Origin of the sequence: Kordiimonas laminariae (assembly GCF_023008165.1) — a bacterium.
Classification (GTDB): Bacteria; Pseudomonadota; Alphaproteobacteria; order Sphingomonadales; family Kordiimonadaceae; genus Kordiimonas; species Kordiimonas laminariae.
Window position 1 is genome coordinate 56,697 of sequence record NZ_JAKQZA010000010.1, and the last position, 17,923, is coordinate 74,619.

General features: G+C 44.7%; 19 protein-coding genes. 15 read left to right on the top strand and 4 right to left on the bottom strand.

Features of this window, described 5'->3' with window-relative positions; translation table 11 throughout:
- Positions 1-5: 5 nt before the first annotated feature.
- From eno to MF542_RS16460, 11 genes are all read left to right on the top strand, one after another.
- Positions 6-1,280, top strand: a complete 1,275-nt coding sequence (eno, locus tag MF542_RS16410; RefSeq protein WP_247021457.1) for a phosphopyruvate hydratase — start codon at positions 6-8, stop codon at positions 1,278-1,280.
- Positions 1,281-1,407: 127 nt separating this feature from the next.
- Complete coding sequence (locus MF542_RS16415) at positions 1,408-1,719, top strand: FtsB family cell division protein (RefSeq protein ID WP_247021459.1); 312 nt, start codon at positions 1,408-1,410, stop codon at positions 1,717-1,719.
- 157 nt (positions 1,720-1,876) lie between these two features.
- Entirely contained in the window at positions 1,877-2,908 is a 1,032-nt protein-coding gene (gene pdhA / locus MF542_RS16420) for a pyruvate dehydrogenase (acetyl-transferring) E1 component subunit alpha (RefSeq protein ID WP_247021461.1), read from the top strand.
- A gap of 13 nt (positions 2,909-2,921) precedes the next feature.
- The gene (locus tag MF542_RS16425; protein ID WP_247021463.1) at positions 2,922-4,301 is read left to right on the top strand and encodes a pyruvate dehydrogenase complex E1 component subunit beta; all 1,380 of its coding nucleotides are present in this window, start codon (positions 2,922-2,924) and stop codon (positions 4,299-4,301) included.
- Between the two features lie 110 nt (positions 4,302-4,411).
- Positions 4,412-5,704 carry a pyruvate dehydrogenase complex dihydrolipoamide acetyltransferase gene (locus tag MF542_RS16430; RefSeq protein WP_247021465.1) on the top strand — a complete coding sequence of 431 codons (1,293 nt, stop codon included), beginning with the start codon at positions 4,412-4,414 and terminating at the stop codon, positions 5,702-5,704.
- Between the two features lie 12 nt (positions 5,705-5,716).
- Positions 5,717-6,076: a cupin domain-containing protein gene (locus tag MF542_RS16435; RefSeq protein ID WP_247021466.1), complete on the top strand. Its 360-nt coding sequence runs from the start codon at positions 5,717-5,719 to the stop codon at positions 6,074-6,076.
- 2 nt (positions 6,077-6,078) lie between these two features.
- Positions 6,079-7,476 (top strand): dihydrolipoyl dehydrogenase, encoded by a 1,398-nt coding sequence (gene lpdA, locus MF542_RS16440; RefSeq protein WP_247021468.1) that lies wholly within the window; start codon positions 6,079-6,081, stop codon positions 7,474-7,476.
- 8 nt (positions 7,477-7,484) lie between these two features.
- Positions 7,485-8,090, top strand: a complete 606-nt coding sequence (locus MF542_RS16445; protein WP_247021470.1) for a DUF5655 domain-containing protein — start codon at positions 7,485-7,487, stop codon at positions 8,088-8,090.
- 3 nt (positions 8,091-8,093) lie between these two features.
- Positions 8,094-9,008, top strand: a complete 915-nt coding sequence (gene lipA / locus MF542_RS16450; RefSeq protein ID WP_247021472.1) for a lipoyl synthase — start codon at positions 8,094-8,096, stop codon at positions 9,006-9,008.
- 68 nt (positions 9,009-9,076) lie between these two features.
- The gene (locus MF542_RS16455) at positions 9,077-9,874 is read left to right on the top strand and encodes a DUF3667 domain-containing protein (RefSeq protein ID WP_247021473.1); all 798 of its coding nucleotides are present in this window, start codon (positions 9,077-9,079) and stop codon (positions 9,872-9,874) included.
- Between the two features lie 61 nt (positions 9,875-9,935).
- The gene (locus tag MF542_RS16460) at positions 9,936-10,376 is read left to right on the top strand and encodes a type II toxin-antitoxin system RatA family toxin (protein ID WP_247021475.1); all 441 of its coding nucleotides are present in this window, start codon (positions 9,936-9,938) and stop codon (positions 10,374-10,376) included.
- On the opposite strand, the gene MF542_RS16465 is transcribed toward MF542_RS16460, so the two are convergent.
- The gene (locus tag MF542_RS16465) at positions 10,373-11,020 is read right to left on the bottom strand and encodes a TetR/AcrR family transcriptional regulator (RefSeq protein WP_247021477.1); all 648 of its coding nucleotides are present in this window, start codon (positions 11,018-11,020) and stop codon (positions 10,373-10,375) included. The genes MF542_RS16460 and MF542_RS16465 overlap by 4 nt on opposite strands.
- A gap of 60 nt (positions 11,021-11,080) precedes the next feature.
- Here MF542_RS16465 and MF542_RS16470 point away from each other — a divergent pair, with 60 nt between their 5' ends.
- Positions 11,081-11,956 carry a phytanoyl-CoA dioxygenase family protein gene (locus MF542_RS16470; protein ID WP_247021478.1) on the top strand — a complete coding sequence of 292 codons (876 nt, stop codon included), beginning with the start codon at positions 11,081-11,083 and terminating at the stop codon, positions 11,954-11,956.
- A 36-nt stretch (positions 11,957-11,992) separates the two neighbouring features.
- Here MF542_RS16470 and MF542_RS16475 read toward each other — a convergent pair whose 3' ends face one another.
- The 3 genes from MF542_RS16475 to MF542_RS16485 form a co-directional block, all read right to left on the bottom strand.
- Positions 11,993-12,487: a CinA family protein gene (locus tag MF542_RS16475; protein WP_247021480.1), complete on the bottom strand. Its 495-nt coding sequence runs from the start codon at positions 12,485-12,487 to the stop codon at positions 11,993-11,995.
- 63 nt (positions 12,488-12,550) lie between these two features.
- Positions 12,551-13,054: a phosphatidylglycerophosphatase A family protein gene (locus MF542_RS16480; RefSeq protein ID WP_247021482.1), complete on the bottom strand. Its 504-nt coding sequence runs from the start codon at positions 13,052-13,054 to the stop codon at positions 12,551-12,553.
- Between the two features lie 3 nt (positions 13,055-13,057).
- Positions 13,058-14,266 (bottom strand): bifunctional 2-C-methyl-D-erythritol 4-phosphate cytidylyltransferase/2-C-methyl-D-erythritol 2,4-cyclodiphosphate synthase, encoded by a 1,209-nt coding sequence (locus tag MF542_RS16485; RefSeq protein WP_247021484.1) that lies wholly within the window; start codon positions 14,264-14,266, stop codon positions 13,058-13,060.
- Between the two features lie 43 nt (positions 14,267-14,309).
- Between MF542_RS16485 and dusB the strand changes: the two genes are divergently transcribed.
- From dusB to ntrC, 3 genes are read left to right on the top strand one after another with little or no spacing between them, the layout of a single operon-like run.
- Positions 14,310-15,296 carry a tRNA dihydrouridine synthase DusB gene (gene dusB / locus MF542_RS16490; protein ID WP_247021486.1) on the top strand — a complete coding sequence of 329 codons (987 nt, stop codon included), beginning with the start codon at positions 14,310-14,312 and terminating at the stop codon, positions 15,294-15,296.
- The gene (locus MF542_RS16495) at positions 15,296-16,405 is read left to right on the top strand and encodes a two-component system sensor histidine kinase NtrB (protein WP_247021488.1); all 1,110 of its coding nucleotides are present in this window, start codon (positions 15,296-15,298) and stop codon (positions 16,403-16,405) included. The genes dusB and MF542_RS16495 overlap by 1 nt, the downstream gene beginning before the upstream one ends.
- Positions 16,402-17,859: a nitrogen regulation protein NR(I) gene (ntrC, locus tag MF542_RS16500; RefSeq protein WP_247021490.1), complete on the top strand. Its 1,458-nt coding sequence runs from the start codon at positions 16,402-16,404 to the stop codon at positions 17,857-17,859. Before MF542_RS16495 ends, ntrC begins: the two co-directional genes overlap by 4 nt.
- Positions 17,860-17,923 lie beyond the last annotated feature (64 nt).

Here is a 17,923-nt window from a genome sequence, read left to right on the forward strand (position 1 = left end):
TCTCCATGAGTGCAATTATTGATATTGTAGGTCGCGAAATTCTGGATAGTCGCGGCAACCCAACTGTTGAAGTTGATGTTATTCTTGAAGACGGCGGCTTTGGCCGCGCTGCAGTACCTTCTGGTGCTTCTACTGGCGCGTATGAGGCGGTGGAATTGCGTGATGGCGGTGGTCGCTACCGCGGTAAGGGGGTTCAAAAAGCTGTTGAAGCCGTAAATGGTGAACTGTTTGAGGCGCTTGTTGGTCTGGACAGTGAAGATCAGTTGATGATCGACCAAGCCATGATGGAAATCGACGGTACTGAAAATAAGAGCCGCTTGGGGGCAAATGCTATTCTTGGTATTTCTCTTGCGATTGCAAAAGCGAGCGCTGATAGCCTTGGTGTTCCATTATACCGCTATATCGGCGGTGCAAACGCACATGTTATGCCTGTGCCAATGATGAATATCATCAACGGTGGTGAACATGCAGATAACCCTATCGATGTTCAAGAATTTATGATCATGCCGGTAAATACCGATAGCTGTACAGATGCTATTCGTATTGGTGCTGAGATTTTCCACGAACTTAAGGCAAAGTTAAGTGCTGCGGGCCATAATACGGCTGTTGGGGATGAAGGTGGTTTTGCACCAAATCTTGCTGGTTCCGAAGATGCCATTAAATTCATTATGGAAGCGATTGAGAGCGCTGGCTACAAAGCTGGTGAGGATGTTTATCTGGCGATTGATGCCGCATCTAGCGAATTCTATAAGGATGGTACCTATAACCTGAAAGGTGAGGGTAAGACACTCACAAGCCAGGAAATGGCTGAATACTGGGCAGATCTAGTTGCGCGTTATCCAATTATTTCCATCGAAGATGGTATGGACGAAGATGACTGGGAAGGCTGGAAGATCCTGACCGATATGGTTGGTGATAAATGTCAGCTGGTTGGTGATGATTTGTTTGTAACAAATCCTGCGCGTCTTGCTGATGGTATTGAGCAAGGTGTTGGCAATTCTATCCTTGTGAAGGTGAACCAGATTGGTACGCTAAGTGAAACAATGAAGGCTGTAGATATGGCGCACCGCGCTCGCTACACTTCTGTGATGTCGCACCGTTCTGGCGAAACAGAAGATGCAACGATTGCTGATTTGGCGGTAGCGCTTAACTGTGGTCAGATCAAAACAGGATCACTTGCACGTTCTGATCGTCTCGCTAAATATAATCAGCTTATTCGTATTGAGGAAGAGCTTGGTGATACGGCTGTTTATGCCGGTACATCAATTCTAAGAAAATAGGCTTAGATTTTAAAAAATGCTGCCACTAGAATCACTTGCGAATCTAGTGGCATTTTTTTATCAAAAAACCTTTGAATTTATTGATTTTTTTCTTGCATGCCCGAGTCGCTTATGAGATGATTCGTTTATGAAGAAGATCATGCACATATCAAAGAATATCAGCCAAGCCTGGGCTACCGGTTTATGGTTTTTCCTGATTGCTTATTTTGCAATTCATGCATTTCAAGGCGAGAGTTCCTTGTCTGCACTGAAAGAGCTTGAGCAGCAGGAATTTGCACTTAAGCAGCAGGCACAAGATATTGCCGCTGTTCGTTATGCTTTGGAAATGCGTACAGAGAAAATGGGCGGTCAAACGGTTGATCCTGATCTTCTTGAAGAACAGGTGAGGGCGCGTCTTGGCTTTGCACATCAGGATGAAGTTATTCTGTTTCTAGAATAATTGAATACATTAATTAACTAAAAATAAGTTAATTAAGTAAAATCTATATATTTCAGTAACTTATACCCCCTTGCAAAAGACCTTCTAGAGGGTTATCTATTGTGACGAAGTGAAGTTCGATAGGTATTCTCCTATTTCCTTTCTCAGGAAGGTCTAAATGACTACAAAAAAGACATCTACAAAAGCTGCAGCCTCCCCAAAACGCCGCAGCAGTAAAACAGCTCTCTATAAACCTACCAATGATGAGCTAGTTGATTTTTATAAAGACATGTTGTTGATCCGTCGCTTTGAGGAAAAAGCGGGTCAAATGTACGGTATGGGCCTTATTGGTGGTTTCTGTCACCTCTATATTGGTCAGGAAGCCGTGGTTGTTGGTGTTCAAACAGCATTGAAAAAAGGCGATAGCGTTATCACTGGTTACCGCGAGCATGGTCATATGCTTGTTGCGGGTACAGATGCTAAAGCTGTTATGGCTGAACTTACTGGTCGCTCAGGTGGCTGCTCTAAGGGTAAGGGCGGTTCGATGCATATGTTTGACCCTGAGAATGGTTTCTACGGTGGCCATGGTATTGTAGGTGCACAGGTTTCTCTTGGTACAGGTCTCGCGTTTGCTGCTAAATACAAGAAAACTGACAATGTTGGTGTTGCTTACTTTGGTGACGGTGCCGCGAACCAGGGGCAGGTTTACGAGAGCTTCAATATGGCTCAGATCTGGAACCTCCCGGTGATTTATATCATTGAAAACAACCAATATGCGATGGGGACAAGTGTAAGCCGTTCTAGCTCTGAAATTGAGCTGTATCGCCGCGGTGAAAGCTTCCGTATTCCTGGCGAGCAAGTTGATGGTATGAACGTACTGGCTGTTCGCGCCGCTATGGACAAAGCTGTAAAGCACTGCCGTGAAGGCAAAGGTCCATATATCCTTGAGATGAAAACATATCGCTATCGTGGCCACTCAATGTCTGATCCAGCGAAATACCGCTCTAAGGAAGAAGTGCAAAAAATGCGTTCTGATCATGATGCTATTGATCAGATCAAGAACATGATTCTTGATGCAGGTATTATGGATGAAGCGGCACTGAAAGGCATTGATAAAGAAGTGAAAGCAGTTGTTGCTGAAGCAGCAGCGTTCGCTCAGGAATGCCCAGAGCCTGATCTTTCTGAACTATACACTGATGTGCTTGCTTAAGGGGTTTTGAATAATGGCTATTGAAATTACTATGCCTGCACTTTCCCCAACGATGGAGAAAGGCACACTAGCAAAATGGCTTGTGAAAGAAGGCGATACAATTGAAAGCGGTGATGTAATCGCTGAAATCGAAACTGATAAAGCTACGATGGAAGTTGAAGCGGTTGATGAAGGTACAGTCGCTAAAATTTACATTGAAGAAGGCGCTGAAGATGTGGCTGTTGGCACACTCATCGCCATGCTTGCTGAAGAAGATGAAGATGTTGCCAGCGTTGCAGCGGGCGGCGCTGCTGCTCTGGCACCAACGGTTACAGCTACTGTACCTGCTCAGGAAGAGGTTTTCGTGGCACCAGCTGGCCCAGTTGCCGTAGCAGTAGCTGAAGATCCTGAAATTCCTGAAGGTACAGCAATGATCAACCAGACAGTTCGCGAGAGCCTTCGTGATGCTATGGCTGAAGAAATGCGCAAAGACCCAGACGTGTTCGTTATGGGTGAAGAAGTTGCTGAATATCAGGGTGCCTATAAGGTTACTCAAGGCCTTCTAGATGAATTTGGCCCAGATAGGGTAATTGATACACCGATTACAGAACACGGCTTTGCTGGTCTTGGTGCTGGCGCAGCGTTTGCCGGCCTTAAGCCAGTGATTGAGTTCATGACGTTCAATTTCGCTATGCAGGCGATTGATCACATCATCAACTCAGCGGCAAAAACACGGTATATGTCTGGCGGTGTTGTTGAATGTCCTATCGTATTCCGCGGCCCGAACGGTGCGGCGTCCCGTGTAGGCGCTCAGCACAGCCAAAACTATGCGGCATGGTATGCGAATGTTCCTGGTCTCAAGGTTATTGCGCCGTATGACGCACGTGATAATAAAGCGCTTCTAAAAGCGGCAATTCAGGATCCGAACCCGGTGGTATTCCTTGAGAACGAGCTGATGTATGGTGAAACATTCGATGTTCCTGATTTGCCTGATTATACAGCGCCGATCGGTAAGGCTCGTATTTTCACTGAAGGTACAGACGTAACAATCGTTTCATACTCAATCACGGTTGGTGAAGCCATCAAGGCGGCTGAAATGCTGGCTGAAGAAGGTATCAGCGCAGAAGTGATTGATCTCCGTACAATTCGCCCCCTTGATCTTGATACGCTGATTGAAAGTGTGAAGAAAACAAACCGCTGCGTTGTTGCGGAAGAAGGTTGGCCACAGTGTTCTGTAGCAAGCGATGTTTCTGCACAGCTTATGGAGCAGGCGTTCGATTATCTGGATGCGCCGGTTACACGAGTGAACAGTGTTGATGTACCGCTTCCATACGCTAACAACCTTGAAAAAGCAGCAGTTGTTAGCGCAGAGGATATCGTAAAAGCAGCTAAAGCTGTTTGTTACACAGATTAAGAATTGGTTGAAAGGAAGGGCAATGCTCTTCCTTTCCCGTTTTAGATAAGAATTCAAAAAAGGCGCTGCCGGGTACGGCGGGTTAAGCCCCAAATCAAGGGATAAGCCAAATGTCTATTGAGATTTTCATGCCAGCTCTTTCTCCAACAATGGAAAAAGGTACGCTTGCAAAATGGCTCGTTAAAGAAGGCGATACAGTTGAAAGCGGCGATGTGATCGCTGAAATCGAAACCGATAAGGCGACGATGGAAGTTGAAAGCATTGATGATGGTACTGTAGCAAAAATTCTGGTTGCTGAAGGTACAGATGATGTGCCGGTAGGCCAGATTATTGCTGTGCTCGCAGAAGATGGTGAAGAAGTTGGTGATGTAGATGTCTCTGCTGCTCCAGCGGCATCGCCTGCACCTGTTGCTGAAGCACCAAAAGCGTTAGATACTCCTGCACCAACAACACCAGTTGCTGCACCAGCTGCTGCTCCGGCACCGTCAACAGGCGATCGCGTAAAAGCGTCGCCGCTTGCAAAACGCATTGCGAAGCAGGCTGGTCTTGATATTGCGACTGTTGCAGGCACAGGCCCGCATGGCCGTATCATCAAGCGCGATGTTGAGGCTGCGATGGCGGCTCCTCCAGCTGCAGTTCCTGCGGCAACGGCAACTACTCCAGTAACACCCGCTGCAGTGGCAGAAGCTCCAACATATGGTCCACATGACGATATTCCATTCCGCGAAGAACGTCTGTCTGGTATGCGCAAAACTATTGCCAAACGCCTCACAGAATCTAAGACAACTGTGCCGCACTTCTATCTCACAATTGAATGCGAGATGGATAAATTGATGGTGCAGCGCAAAGAGCTAAACAACCGCTTGGCGGACGAAGGAGTGAAACTTTCTGTGAATGACTTCATCATCCGTGCGACAGCTCTTGCGCTTAAGAAAGTACCTGCTGCAAACGTTCAGTTCGCTGGCGACAAGATGTATTGGTATGAGCGTGCTGATATTTCAGTAGCTGTCGCTGTTGATGGTGGCCTTGTAACGCCTGTTGTTCGCAGCGCTGATAACAAGGGTCTCGCAGATATTTCCCGTGATGTGAAAGAGCTAGCTACGAAAGCACGTGACGGCAAACTAATGCCTGAAGATTATGCTGGTGGCACATTCTCTATTTCTAACCTCGGCATGTACGGCATCAAGGAATTTGGTGCAGTGATTAATCCGCCACAGGGCGCAATCATGGCAGTTGGTGTTGGTGAACAGCGTCCGGTTGTGAAAGATGGTGCTCTTGCAGTAGCAACAGTGATGAGCTGTACGCTTTCGTGTGATCACCGTGCAATTGACGGTGCTGTTGGTGCGGAATTCCTTGCAGCCTTCAAAGGTTACATCGAAGACCCAATCACAATGCTTCTCTAGGAGAACCTTGCGATGAACCCGGTTAATCTTGCAGAAAAACTTAAAAGTTTTAATGATCACTGGTCTCCAAAACATATTGGAGACCTTGACGGCTACCATGTGAAGCTTGCCAAAATCGAAGGGGATTTTGTTTGGCATGCACATGAAGAAGAAGATGAATTCTTCCTTGTAGTGAATGGTCGCTTCCGCATGGATTACCGGGATAAGCAGGTTTGGATTGAAGAGGGTGATATGGTTGTGGTGCCAAAAGGCGTGGAACACAAACCATTTGCCCCTGAAGAATGCAGTATCTTGTTGATCGAAAAAGCAACCACTGACCATACCGGTGGTGTTGACGATCCAAGACGTGTTGAAAATCCCGAAAGGATTTAAAAATGGCGAATGCTTTTGATCTTGTTGTTATTGGCGGCGGCCCTGGTGGCTATGTTGCCGCAATCCGTGCAGCACAACTTGGTATGAATGTAGCGTGTGTTGAACGTGAGCACCTTGGTGGTATTTGTTTGAACTGGGGCTGTATCCCTACAAAAGCGCTACTTCGCTCTGCTGAAGTGTATCATTTGGCAAAGAATGCTGAACAATTTGGCCTGAAGGTTGATAATGTTCAGTTCGATCTTGATGCGATCGTAAAACGTTCACGTGGCGTTTCCGCTCAGATGAATAGCGGTATTGGCATGCTGTTGAAAAAGAATAAAGTTACTCATATCGAAGGTGAAGCAAAGATCCTTGCTAAAGGTAAACTAGCTGTAACTGGTAAAGACGGTAAAGTAACTGAGCTTTCTGCGAAGAACACAATTATCGCAACTGGTGCTCGTGCTCGCGAACTACCGCACTTGAAGGCGGACGGTAAACTTGTTTGGACATACAAGCACGCGCTTGCACCAAACACAATGCCGAAGAAGCTTCTAGTGATTGGTTCTGGCGCGATCGGTATCGAATTCGCCAGCTTCTTTAATGAGCTGGGTTCTGATGTGACAGTTGTTGAGATGATGGACCGAGTTCTTCCAGTAGAAGATGCTGACATCTCAAAGTTCGCAGAGAAATCCTTCAAGAAGCAGGGCATGACAATTAAAACAAATGCCTCTGTTACAGAACTTAAGCCTGGCAAAGATAGCGTAACATGCGTTGTAGAGCAAAAAGGCAAGAAGGAAGAAATCACCGTAGACCGAGTGATTATCGCAATCGGTATTCAAGGTAATACTGAAAATATCGGCCTTGAAAGCGTTGGTATTAAAACAGATCGCGGCCATATTGTTACAGATGAATACGGCTTCACTGGTGTAGATGGTTTTTGGGCTATTGGTGATGTAACCGGTGCGCCGTGGCTTGCACATAAAGCATCGCATGAGGGTGTTATCGCTGCCGAAAAAATTGGTGGCGTTAAAGGTGTTCACCCAATGGATAAAGGTAATATCCCTGGCTGTACATACTGCCGTCCGCAGGTAGCATCTGTTGGTCTTACTGAAGCAAAAGCTAAAGAAGCAGGATATGAAATCAATGTTGGTTCATTCCCGTTCATTGGTAACGGTAAAGCTGTGGCTCTTGGCGAGCCTGAAGGTCTTGTGAAAACAATCTTTGATAAGAAAACAGGTGAACTGCTGGGAGCTCACATGGTTGGTGCTGAAGTAACAGAGATGATCCAGGGCTATGTTGTTGGTCGTACGCTTGAAACAACCGAAGCCGAATTGATGCATACTGTGTTCCCGCATCCAACACTTTCAGAAATGATGCATGAAAGTGTGCTGGCAGCATACGGTCGACCAATCCATATTTAGGAAATGATATGAAACTGAAAGTCCATCCTGCGGTTAATCATATGATTGCTATTCGAGAGAATATTCCGGCAAAAACCGGTAAATCTCTGGAAGAATGGTCAGCGATTGTAACGAAGGCTGGGCTTTCTGTTTCAAAAGATATTATTGCTTTCCTTAAAGCTGAATACGGCTTAGGTAGGCCCACATGTATGGTAATTGCGAGCGACGCGCTTGGTATGCATGAAGATTTTGATGCCGATGCCTATCTTGAAAAGGTGCCAACAGTTGTTGATGCGCAGTTTACGGGTAAAAAGGAACATCTTCGCGAATTCGCTGATAAGCTTTATGCTATCATTGAAGAGCAGGGGGATGATGTAGGGGCAAGCCCTTGCAAAACATATGTGCCTTTTTACCGGAACCATGTATTCGCACAGGTCAAAGCAGCTACGCAGAAACGCATAGACCTCGGATTGGCGCTAAAGGACTATGATGGGGGGCTACCAGAACGCTTGATTGATACAGGCGGTTTGGCAAAAGGTGATAGAATTACCCACCGAATTGAGGTATCTAGCGCCGATGATGTTGATGATGACCTGATCTCTTGGATCAAGTCAGCGTATGAATTGGACGCATAGCCCATGAATAAGCAAGAAGATCAAAAGCAGTTTCAGCGCAAACCAAGCTGGATTCGTGTGAAAGCGCCTGTAAGCAAGGAGTATCACGAAACTCGAAAGCTGATGCGCGGTAAAAACCTGCACACAGTATGCGAAGAAGCTGCATGCCCAAACATTGGTGAATGCTGGTCTAAAAAGCATGCAACAGTGATGATCCTTGGTGATACATGCACACGTGCTTGTGCTTTCTGCAACATCAAGACTGGTCGTCCAATGGCTGTTGATCCGATGGAGCCCATGAATACGGCAATTGCCTGTAAAACCATGGAGCTTGAGCACATTGTTATCACGTCTGTTGACCGTGATGATCTTGATGATGGTGGTGCAAACCAGTTTGTTGAAGTGATCAAAGCAATTCGTGATACTAGCCCTAAAACCACGATCGAGATTTTAACCCCGGATTTCCGTAATAAACCGGGTGCTATTGAGACTGTAGCAGAAGCTCGCCCAGACGTATTTAACCATAATCTGGAGACCGTGCCGCGGAACTATCCAAAAATTCGCCCAGGCGCGCGTTATTATCACTCGCTTCGCCTTCTTGAAACAGTGAAGCAGGTGGACCCGAATATATTCACAAAATCGGGCATTATGGTTGGTCTTAGTGAAGAACGTCTTGAAGTTAGCCAGGTGATGGATGATATGCGCATGGCGGATATTGATTTCATGACCATTGGCCAATATCTACAGCCAACGCCGCGCCATGCTAAGGTAGAACGTTTTGTAACGCCTGATGAATTCAAGGCTTATGAGCGTATGGGTAAAGGTAAAGGCTTCTTGCAGATATCCTCAACACCTCTAACTCGTTCAAGCTATCATGCCGGCGATGATTTTGCCCGTCTTCGTGAGGCACGCGAAAAGAAGCTGGCCGCAAAGAAGTAAGTTTCTATTTTACTTGACGAAACAAGCCTTTCCGATGAATTCTACGCGAATTCGGGAGGGCTTTTTTTATGGCTGAAGCTAAAACGACATGTGCTAACTGCTATGAACCTATGCATGGCAGTTACTGTTATGCGTGCGGACAAAAGGATATTGGAACTCGTCTCACAATAAAGGTCTTTATCAGCCAGATGTTTGAGGCCTTAACAGAGGTAGATTCCAAGTTTTGGCGTACTCTACGTGAGTTGACGTTAAATCCTGGAAGGGTTGCTCTTAATTACATCAATGGAAACCGTGCCAGCTATATTAACCCTGTTAAGTACCTGTTTGTGTGTTTTGCCATCTATTTCTCTCTTACAGTTATAACTGGCTTTCATGAAATATATGTACAGGAAGCAGTAAATGATGGTGAAGGGTCACAGGTAACCCAAGAAGAGGTAAATAGTATTGAAGTAAAAGAAGATAACGTTCAGGTACAAGTCTCCGCTGAAGCTATTCGAGATATGCTGCGTAACCAGTTAAACCTGTTGGTTTTTATGAGTATACCTCTGACAGCCTTTTTTCTACGTTGGCAATATTTTCGGGCAAAACACAATTACCCAGAAGTGCTGAGCTTTTTATGTTTAATTGTTGGGCACAGCTATTTTCTATCCATATTCCTAGTTATCTTGATGTGGCTGTTTGATGCATATCAAAAAGACATACGTACATTGCTAATGCTGGCTTTATTCTTTTTTGGCGCAAGAGTGTTTTTCAAAATGGGGTGGATTATATCGTTTCTGGGAACGATAGCGACACTGCTTTTGACAGCTATTTCGGTTTTGGTTGTGGGCGCTTCTCTGGTTTTGATTAACTTATATATTGCCTGATATTGTGCTTTACGGATAGAGCTCTTCCTTGTATTCAACGGCTAAGTAATAGAGATTTTTCATGCCTAAGTTTACAGAAAAAAAGATACTGCCTTATTCGCCTCAGCAGGTATTTGATATTGTTTCAGACGTAGCAAGATACCCGGATTTCTTACCGTGGTGTGTGGGTGCGCGCGTATACGGCAAGAAACCAAATCAATTTGATGCGGATGTGATTATCGGCTTCAAGATGTTCCGTGAACGTTTCACAAGCCGTGTCACGCTGGAAGAAAACGCTAAAGTAGATGTTGATTATATTAAAGGCCCCATGAACAGGCTTTATAATCACTGGCGTTTTATCGAGCAGGAAGATGGCAGTTGTCTCGTTGATTTTGAAGTGGATTTTGAATTTAACAGTAAATTACTGAACGACCTTATCGGTGGTTTGTTTGGTAAGGCCTGTGAAAAAATGGTAGCTGCGTTTGAAGAGCGTGCAGCTGAGCTATATGAGAATGCTGCTTAGTTGCGCTTGGCTAGCGGCGAATAGATGAAATCCCATAATTGGGCTGTTAAGGTTTCTTTGTCCAATAAAGCCGGGTTTGAGAGAGCTTGAGCGGTAGCAAGTGTGATGCCGCCGATAATAGCGCCCGCTGCTACTTCTCTGTTAATATCTTCACGCAGATAACCTTTGCGCTGACCATCAGCAATATTGGCTTTTGCAAGCTCAACTGTTGCTCTGGTTCTTTTTGCTTCTACAGCGAGCACCTCTGGGCTTGAGCCTAAATTTGCAAGCATGATCGGGGCTAGGGGGCTGGTATAGAGAAAATCCACGACAGCACAAAGTCGTTTATACTCGCGTTTTTGCCACGGAATCTCTGCGTCGTACCGTTCATTCATGATAGCATCATAGTCATCGTAGAATTTTTCTACGACAGCAGAAACTAGGCCAGCTTTTGATCTAAAATAGTGATAGGCAAGGCCAACTGAAACACCAGCTCGTTTCGCGACATCATTCATTTCAATGTCACCTAAGCCTTCGATAAGAGCATCAATGGCTGCTGTTAATATCTTTGTTTTTGCTGGTACTTTTTTCTTCATTAAAGTTCTATAGCAATCTGTGTAATTGGCGGCAATATCAATATCTTTTATATTTTGAATTGAATTCAATTCAAAATATCCTATATATCATTTCAATGTCTGTTTTATAGTGTGATCATGGAGGGGCCAATGTTTGAAAATTTATCTATGAAGAGAGATGAAGTTGAGAAGTATTTAGGCGGCCGAAGTTTCGAGCAAGCGAAGGATGAATATGATCGTGAAGGTTATGTGATCTTTGAAAATGTATTATCCGAAGAGATGCTGGAGCGTATTAAATCTGCGGCTAAGCCATATCTCGATGAGAATGTAGCTGGCCGGAATGATTTTGAAGGGCTCAAATCTAATAGGCTTTATGCGCTCGTTGAAAAAGACCCAGTGTTTGCTGAATTGGCTATGCATCCACTAGCTCTCGGCTTTGCTGAAGCTGATTTGGGGCGCCACTGCCTGCTATATGCTTATTTGGCTATTAACCTTCATCCGGGAGAAAGCGTACAGCCATGGCATTATGACGATAGTCACTGTGAAGTAGCGTTACCTCGTAAGAATTGGAGCGTAAGCACCTTCTGGGCTATTGAAGACACAACTGATGTTAACGGAGCTACGGAAATTATTCCTCGTAGTCATCTTTGGGGTGAAGAGGAGATGAATGGCGCTATTCTTGAAAATACATTTTCTGATAAACGTATGAAGGATGTAGATGAAGACCCTGGTGCTCGTGTTGATGCAATAAAAGCTACAATGAAGGCTGGTTCTTTTATGGTTGCTAAAGGAACTTTGTGGCACCGTGGTGGAGCGAATAAATCAGACGGTACTAGATTTATCATCACGCCTCAATATTGTGCAGGATGGGTTAGATCGCTGGAGAACTTTTCCCTATCTATTTCAAGAGAAACAGCAGCTCAATGCCCGGAAAGAGTTCAGGAGTTGATAGGGTATGATATCTATCCTCCGTTTAAAGGGTATGTAGATGGTATGCACCCCAAACGTCTTTTAAAAACTGCCTGATTACCCAGAGAAAAGGCCGTTTCTTCGGCCTTTTTTTTAAGATGCTATAGCCTCAAGAAGAAGGGATAAGGCAACTTTCACGGCTTCATTGCGAACGCCATCACGGTCTAAATCGTTAAAGTGTCGTTCCTCCGCATGTGGCGCTTCTCCTAACTGAGCAATGGCAAACCAGACGGTACCAACTGGTTTTTCATCGCTGCCACCACCAGGGCCCGCAATGCCGGTGATTGAGACCGCGATGTCAGCCATTGAGTTCGCAAGAGCTCCATACGCCATTTCTTTCGCCACGGCGTTTGATACTGCCCCAAATCTCTCAAGGTTTTCAATATTCACGCCAAGCATCTGCTGTTTTGCTTCATTGGTATATGTAACAAAACCCCGGTCAACGACATCTGAGGAACCTGCAATGGCAGTTAGAGCACCCATGACTAGGCCGCCTGTGCACGATTCTGCGGCTGTAATTGTCAACCCTCGCTGTCTCGCAGCTTCAAGTAAGCTTTCTGCTAGTGTTTGAATATCTTCGTTAAACAAAACGCGCCCCTTGAAAATAGATGTTTATGTATTTGCATTCAGGAGAATACAGAATGATTACCCTCATAGGATGAACATTTTAACAGCATAAAAGGTAGCTGCAGCAAATATACCTGCAACTAGGTCGTCTACCATTACGCCGAAACCACCTGAGACCTTTTTATCCAGCCACCCAATCGGCCATGGCTTGATGATATCATAAAAACGGAACAATATGAATGCACTAGCTAGCTCTATATACCCAAAACCAGTGAAGGTTAGGGGTAATAAGCAGACCCACATGCCAGCAAATTCATCTATCACGATCTCTGGTGCATCATGAATACCTGTTTTACGTTCAATTTGGTTAATAGCGAACACAGACAGCAGTGTGGTAGCGGCTATAAATATGAGTAATATCCAAAAAGATTGAGGCAGCTTAAGAATGCCATATCCAATAAGGATACCTGCCAAAGAGCCCCACGTTCCGGGAGCTGGTTTTATAAGGCCTGAGCCAAACCCAACGCTCCACCAATATGCAGCGCTTTTATACCGTTCTTGCCAATTTGAGAGAGTTTGCTTTGCCATGAATTAGTCCAGAGGTAGTCTTATAGTTGCCGTTGCCTGGCAGGCGATACCTTCTTCGCGCCCTGTGAAACCAAGCTTTTCTGTTGTGGTAGCCTGAACACTTACTCTACTTATCTCTATATCTAATGAATCAGCAATTTTCTGCCGTATCGTGTCTTTATGTGGGCCGATTTTAGGTTTTTCACAAATAATACAAATACCTACATGTGCGATGACACCGTCTTTTTCAGCTACTAATTTCTGTGCTTTTTCCAAGAATATATGGCTTGGGGCATCGCGCCATTGTTCATCGCTTGGTGGGAAATGACTGCCAATATCGCCTTCTGAAATAGCGGCAAGAATAGCATCTGTCAGAGCATGTAAGGCAACGTCCGCGTCTGAATGGCCTTTAAGCTTGTGTGAATGTGGAATTTTTATGCCACCAATCCAAACATGATCGCCTTTGTCAAATCGGTGCACGTCATAACCAGAGCCAACTCTTATATCTGCTAATTGCATCATCATCAGGTTTGTTGCCTTTAGAAAATCCTCGGGGCGAGTAATTTTAAAATTAGTTTCAATTCCGTCCACAATTGTAACTTTTCCACCAAAGTGTTCAAATACAGCTGCATCATCGGTGAAATTCTTATGTGGTGCATTTTTATGTGCTTCAAGGATTTCCTTATATAGGAATGCCTGTGGTGTTTGAACGGCATATAGAGAAGTTCGGTCCACAGTTTTTTCAATTATGTCTTCAGTGACATGTTTTAAAGTATCTACCACTGGTACCGCAGGGAGCAGGGCGCGCTTACCGTTATTGAGGCCTGTGATTAATCTTTCAATTGTTTCTTTAACTATAAAAGGCCGTGCTGCATCATGGATCAGCACATAATCAGGATCATAATCTTGAAGCGCTAATAGCCCGTTCAACACGCTCTCTTGACGGGTTTCACCACCTATAACAGGCGGTAACGCGCAATTTTTATGAGTGAGTTGTTCATATCGTTGATGATCATCTTCATGAATGACAGGAACTATGATAGCGTCTTCAATAGATGAAGAAGTAGATTTAAGTGTATGATCTATAATAGTTTTACCGAAAATTTTTTCATATTGTTTTGGTCCATCTGTACCAGCGCGGGTGCCACGACCAGCCGCTACAATTATCACCGCTATTTTCTTAGTATCTGTCATGCAAATCTTGCTCTGGCTTTTTCTATCATTTTCTGGCATAAGCAGTGCCCAATATTTAGGCAGCGTAGTTTAGGTTCTTGTTATGGCTATTAACATTGGTCCGATAGAAATCAAAGACCCAGTATTTTTAGCACCTATGTGTGGTGTATCAGATATGCCGTTTCGTAAACTTGTGAAAAGTTACGGCGTTGGTCTTGTGGTATCCGAAATGATTGCTTCTGAGGCAATGATACGTGCAAGCGAGAAGTGCCAGAAGATGGCGACAAACTGCGCTGAAGAATTCCCAATGTCTGTTCAGTTGGCGGGTTGTGAAGCTTCAAAAATGGCGGAAGCTGCCAAGCTTAATGAAGACCGTGGTGCTGCTTTTATTGATATCAATATGGGGTGCCCGGTTAAAAAAGTAGTGAACGGCCACTCTGGTTCAGCACTTATGCGCGACCTTGATCACGCAGGTGAACTTATTCATGCTACAGTGAATGCAGTATCACTACCAGTAACCCTCAAGATGCGACTTGGTTGGGATGATGATAGCTTCAATGCTCCCGAATTGGCAAAAATTGCTCAGGAAGCAGGAATCAAGATGCTCGTTGTACACGGTAGAACACGCTGCCAGATGTATAAAGGGCATGCCGACTGGGAGAAGGTCGGAATTGTTAAAGACGCGGTTGATATCCCTCTGGTGGTAAACGGCGATGTTAATACCTTTGACGATGTGGATAATGCTCTTGAGCAATCAGGCGCAGATGGCGTTATGATCGGTCGCGGGACATACGGTAAACCTTGGTTCCCGTCACAGGTAATTCATTACCTTAAAACTGGTGAGCGTATTGCTGAACCAACACTGGCAGAGCAACTTGAGGCAATTTTAAGCCACTATGAGGAAATGCTTCATCACTACGGTACTGTTACAGCTGTTCGTATGTCGCGTAAGCACCTCGGTTGGTACACAAAAGGGCTAACAGGTTCGGCGGAATTCCGACATTACATAAACCGTGTTGATGATCCGGAAGAAGTTAAAAAATCTCTTAAGGAATATTTCCTACCACTGTGTGAACAAATGGCAGCTTAATGAAATCAGATGGGGGAAGTTTGGAAACAGTATCTTCTGGTGAACTTATGGCACCTGAAGCTGTTCTGAACAATCTACATCAGGCAACATTGCTCGTTTCAGTTGATAATATAATTACGCAAATATACTCGCACACTGAAGCTATTTTTCAGCAGAGCGAAGAAGTGTTAATTGGCCAATCGGTCCGGGCTCTTCGTAGTATTGGTCTTCAGGTGGAAGAACTTGCAGATAGATCCCGACAAGAAGTGACACCTCTGAATAGTTATGATGTGGCTTGCGGACCACCAATAGGTGACATAGAGCTTATGGATCTTCATGCTTCACCTTATGGGGAAGAGGGCGAGATACTCATAACAGCCCAGCCTCGGCGGATTACAGCGTATCTTGAAAAACGCGAGGAAATGGAAGCTGCGGCTCGTTCTGTTAGCGGTTTAGCGTCCATGTTAGCTCACGAAATTAAAAACCCCTTATCCGGCATCCGAGGGGCCGCTCAATTAATCGCTCGTTCTTCCAAAGAAGGAGATGGCAGACTTCCTGAATTGATTGTTAAAGAGGTTGATCGGATTAAATCGCTCGTTGACGAGTTAGAGACCTTTAGCACGCCAACCGCACAGGAAAATGAAGCAGTAAATATTCATGAAGTACTGGATCATGTACTTAATGTAGCTACCGCTGGTTTTGGTGAGAAAGCTGAGTTTGAACCGAAATTTGATCCTTCACTCCCTAATGTTTATGGTAATTATGATCGTTTGATTCAGGTGTTTTTAAATCTAGTAAAAAATGCTGTGGAAGCAGCGGGAGACACAGCGAAGATCACAGTAACTACACGTTATCAACATGGAATCTGGATTAGAGAAGCTGACGGTTCCCGAAAGAGATTACCTATAGAGATATCTATCCATGACAATGGCCCGGGTATTCCGGAGAAGCTAAAGAATTATCTGTTTGATCCGTTTGTAAGCGGTAAAGAGGGTGGTTCAGGCTTGGGACTTGCATTAGTAGCACGCTACATCAGCGAAATGGGAGGTACAGTCACCTTCGATAACCACCCCAAGGGCGGCGCGGTCTTTAAAGTGCAATTGGCACTCGATGAGGATAAAAGAGCATGACACGGAATAAACCAACTATCATCGTTGCTGATGACGACCTGACTATACGCCTTGTAGTGGGGGAGGCGCTGCGCCAAGAAGGTTGGCTTGTGGTTGAAGCCGAAGATGTTGCCGAGCTTGACAGGTTGGTTAAGAGTGGAATGGGTGATCTGGTTCTGTCCGATGTGATGATGCCAGGTGGTAATGGCATTGAATGTATGGCGGAGCTTAACGAAGTCCGACCTGAGCTACCGTTTGTTATTATGAGTGCCCAAAATACACTATCCACAGCTATGGCTGCATCTGATAAAGGAGCTTTTGATTATCTACCAAAGCCCTTTGATATCGATGAGTTAGTCTCTATTGCTAAGAAAGCACTTAAAAACAATATTAATTTAAGTGAAATTGATCAAGAGCCAGAAGAGAGTTTGTTGATTGGCCGTTCAGCTGTCATGCAAGAGATTTATCGCGCTATGGCACGAGTGGTGCAGACTGAACTCACTGTTCTTATTATTGGAGAAAGCGGAACCGGTAAAGAATTGGTTGCAAGGGCTATTCACGCGCACAGCAAGCGAAAAGAAAATCCTTTTGTTGCAGTGAATATGGCAGCTATTCCGAAAGAACTGATTGAGAGTGAACTTTTCGGTCATGAACGTGGTGCATTCACTGGAGCTGAAACGAGAACATTAGGCCGATTTGGGCAAGCTAAAGGCGGTACCTTATTTCTGGATGAAATAGGTGATATGCCTCTCGAAGCACAAACAAGGCTTTTAAGGGTACTTCAGGAGGGCGAGTACAGGACAGTTGGCGGAACTTCCACGATTAAAACTAATGTTCGTATTATTGCAGCAACCAACAAAAACCTTCGAGAAATGGTGCGATCTGGCGATTTTCGCGAGGATTTATACTTCCGGCTGAATGTTGTGCCGTTAAATATCCCTTCTTTACGTGAGCGTACTGACGATATTCCTGATCTAGCAGACCATTTTCTCAAGAAAGCGGTAGAAAATGGCCTTCCCCAAAAAGTTTTGTCTTCCGGGGCTAAAAAGATACTGCAATCGTTTGATTGGCCAGGAAATGTGCGTGAACTAGAAAATATGATTAACCGAGTTTGCGCTTTATATCCAGGCAACGAAATTACTGGGAATATGGTGAAAGAAGAATTTGATAGATCAGTCTCTGATTTGTCAGGGGGGCCGATCAGTATTATGGCTGACATAACCGGAGGGAATCTGTCTCAAACGGTTCGGCTGCACCTGGATCAGTATTTTGATTATCATGATGATGGACTGCCATCCCCCGGAATTTACCAACGCATACTTAGAGAAGTAGAACGGCCTCTTATTCAAAAAGTGTTGTCCGTCACCAATGGTAACCAATTGAAAGCCGCGGATTTATTGGGCCTGAACCGAAATACTCTCCGTAAAAAAATCAAAGAGTTGGAGATTGTCATCTCTCCAAAAAGCCAACGTTAAAAAAAACATAAAAATAATATGTGATATCTCTGGTACAACCGTGACAAATATGCATCATAGCTAG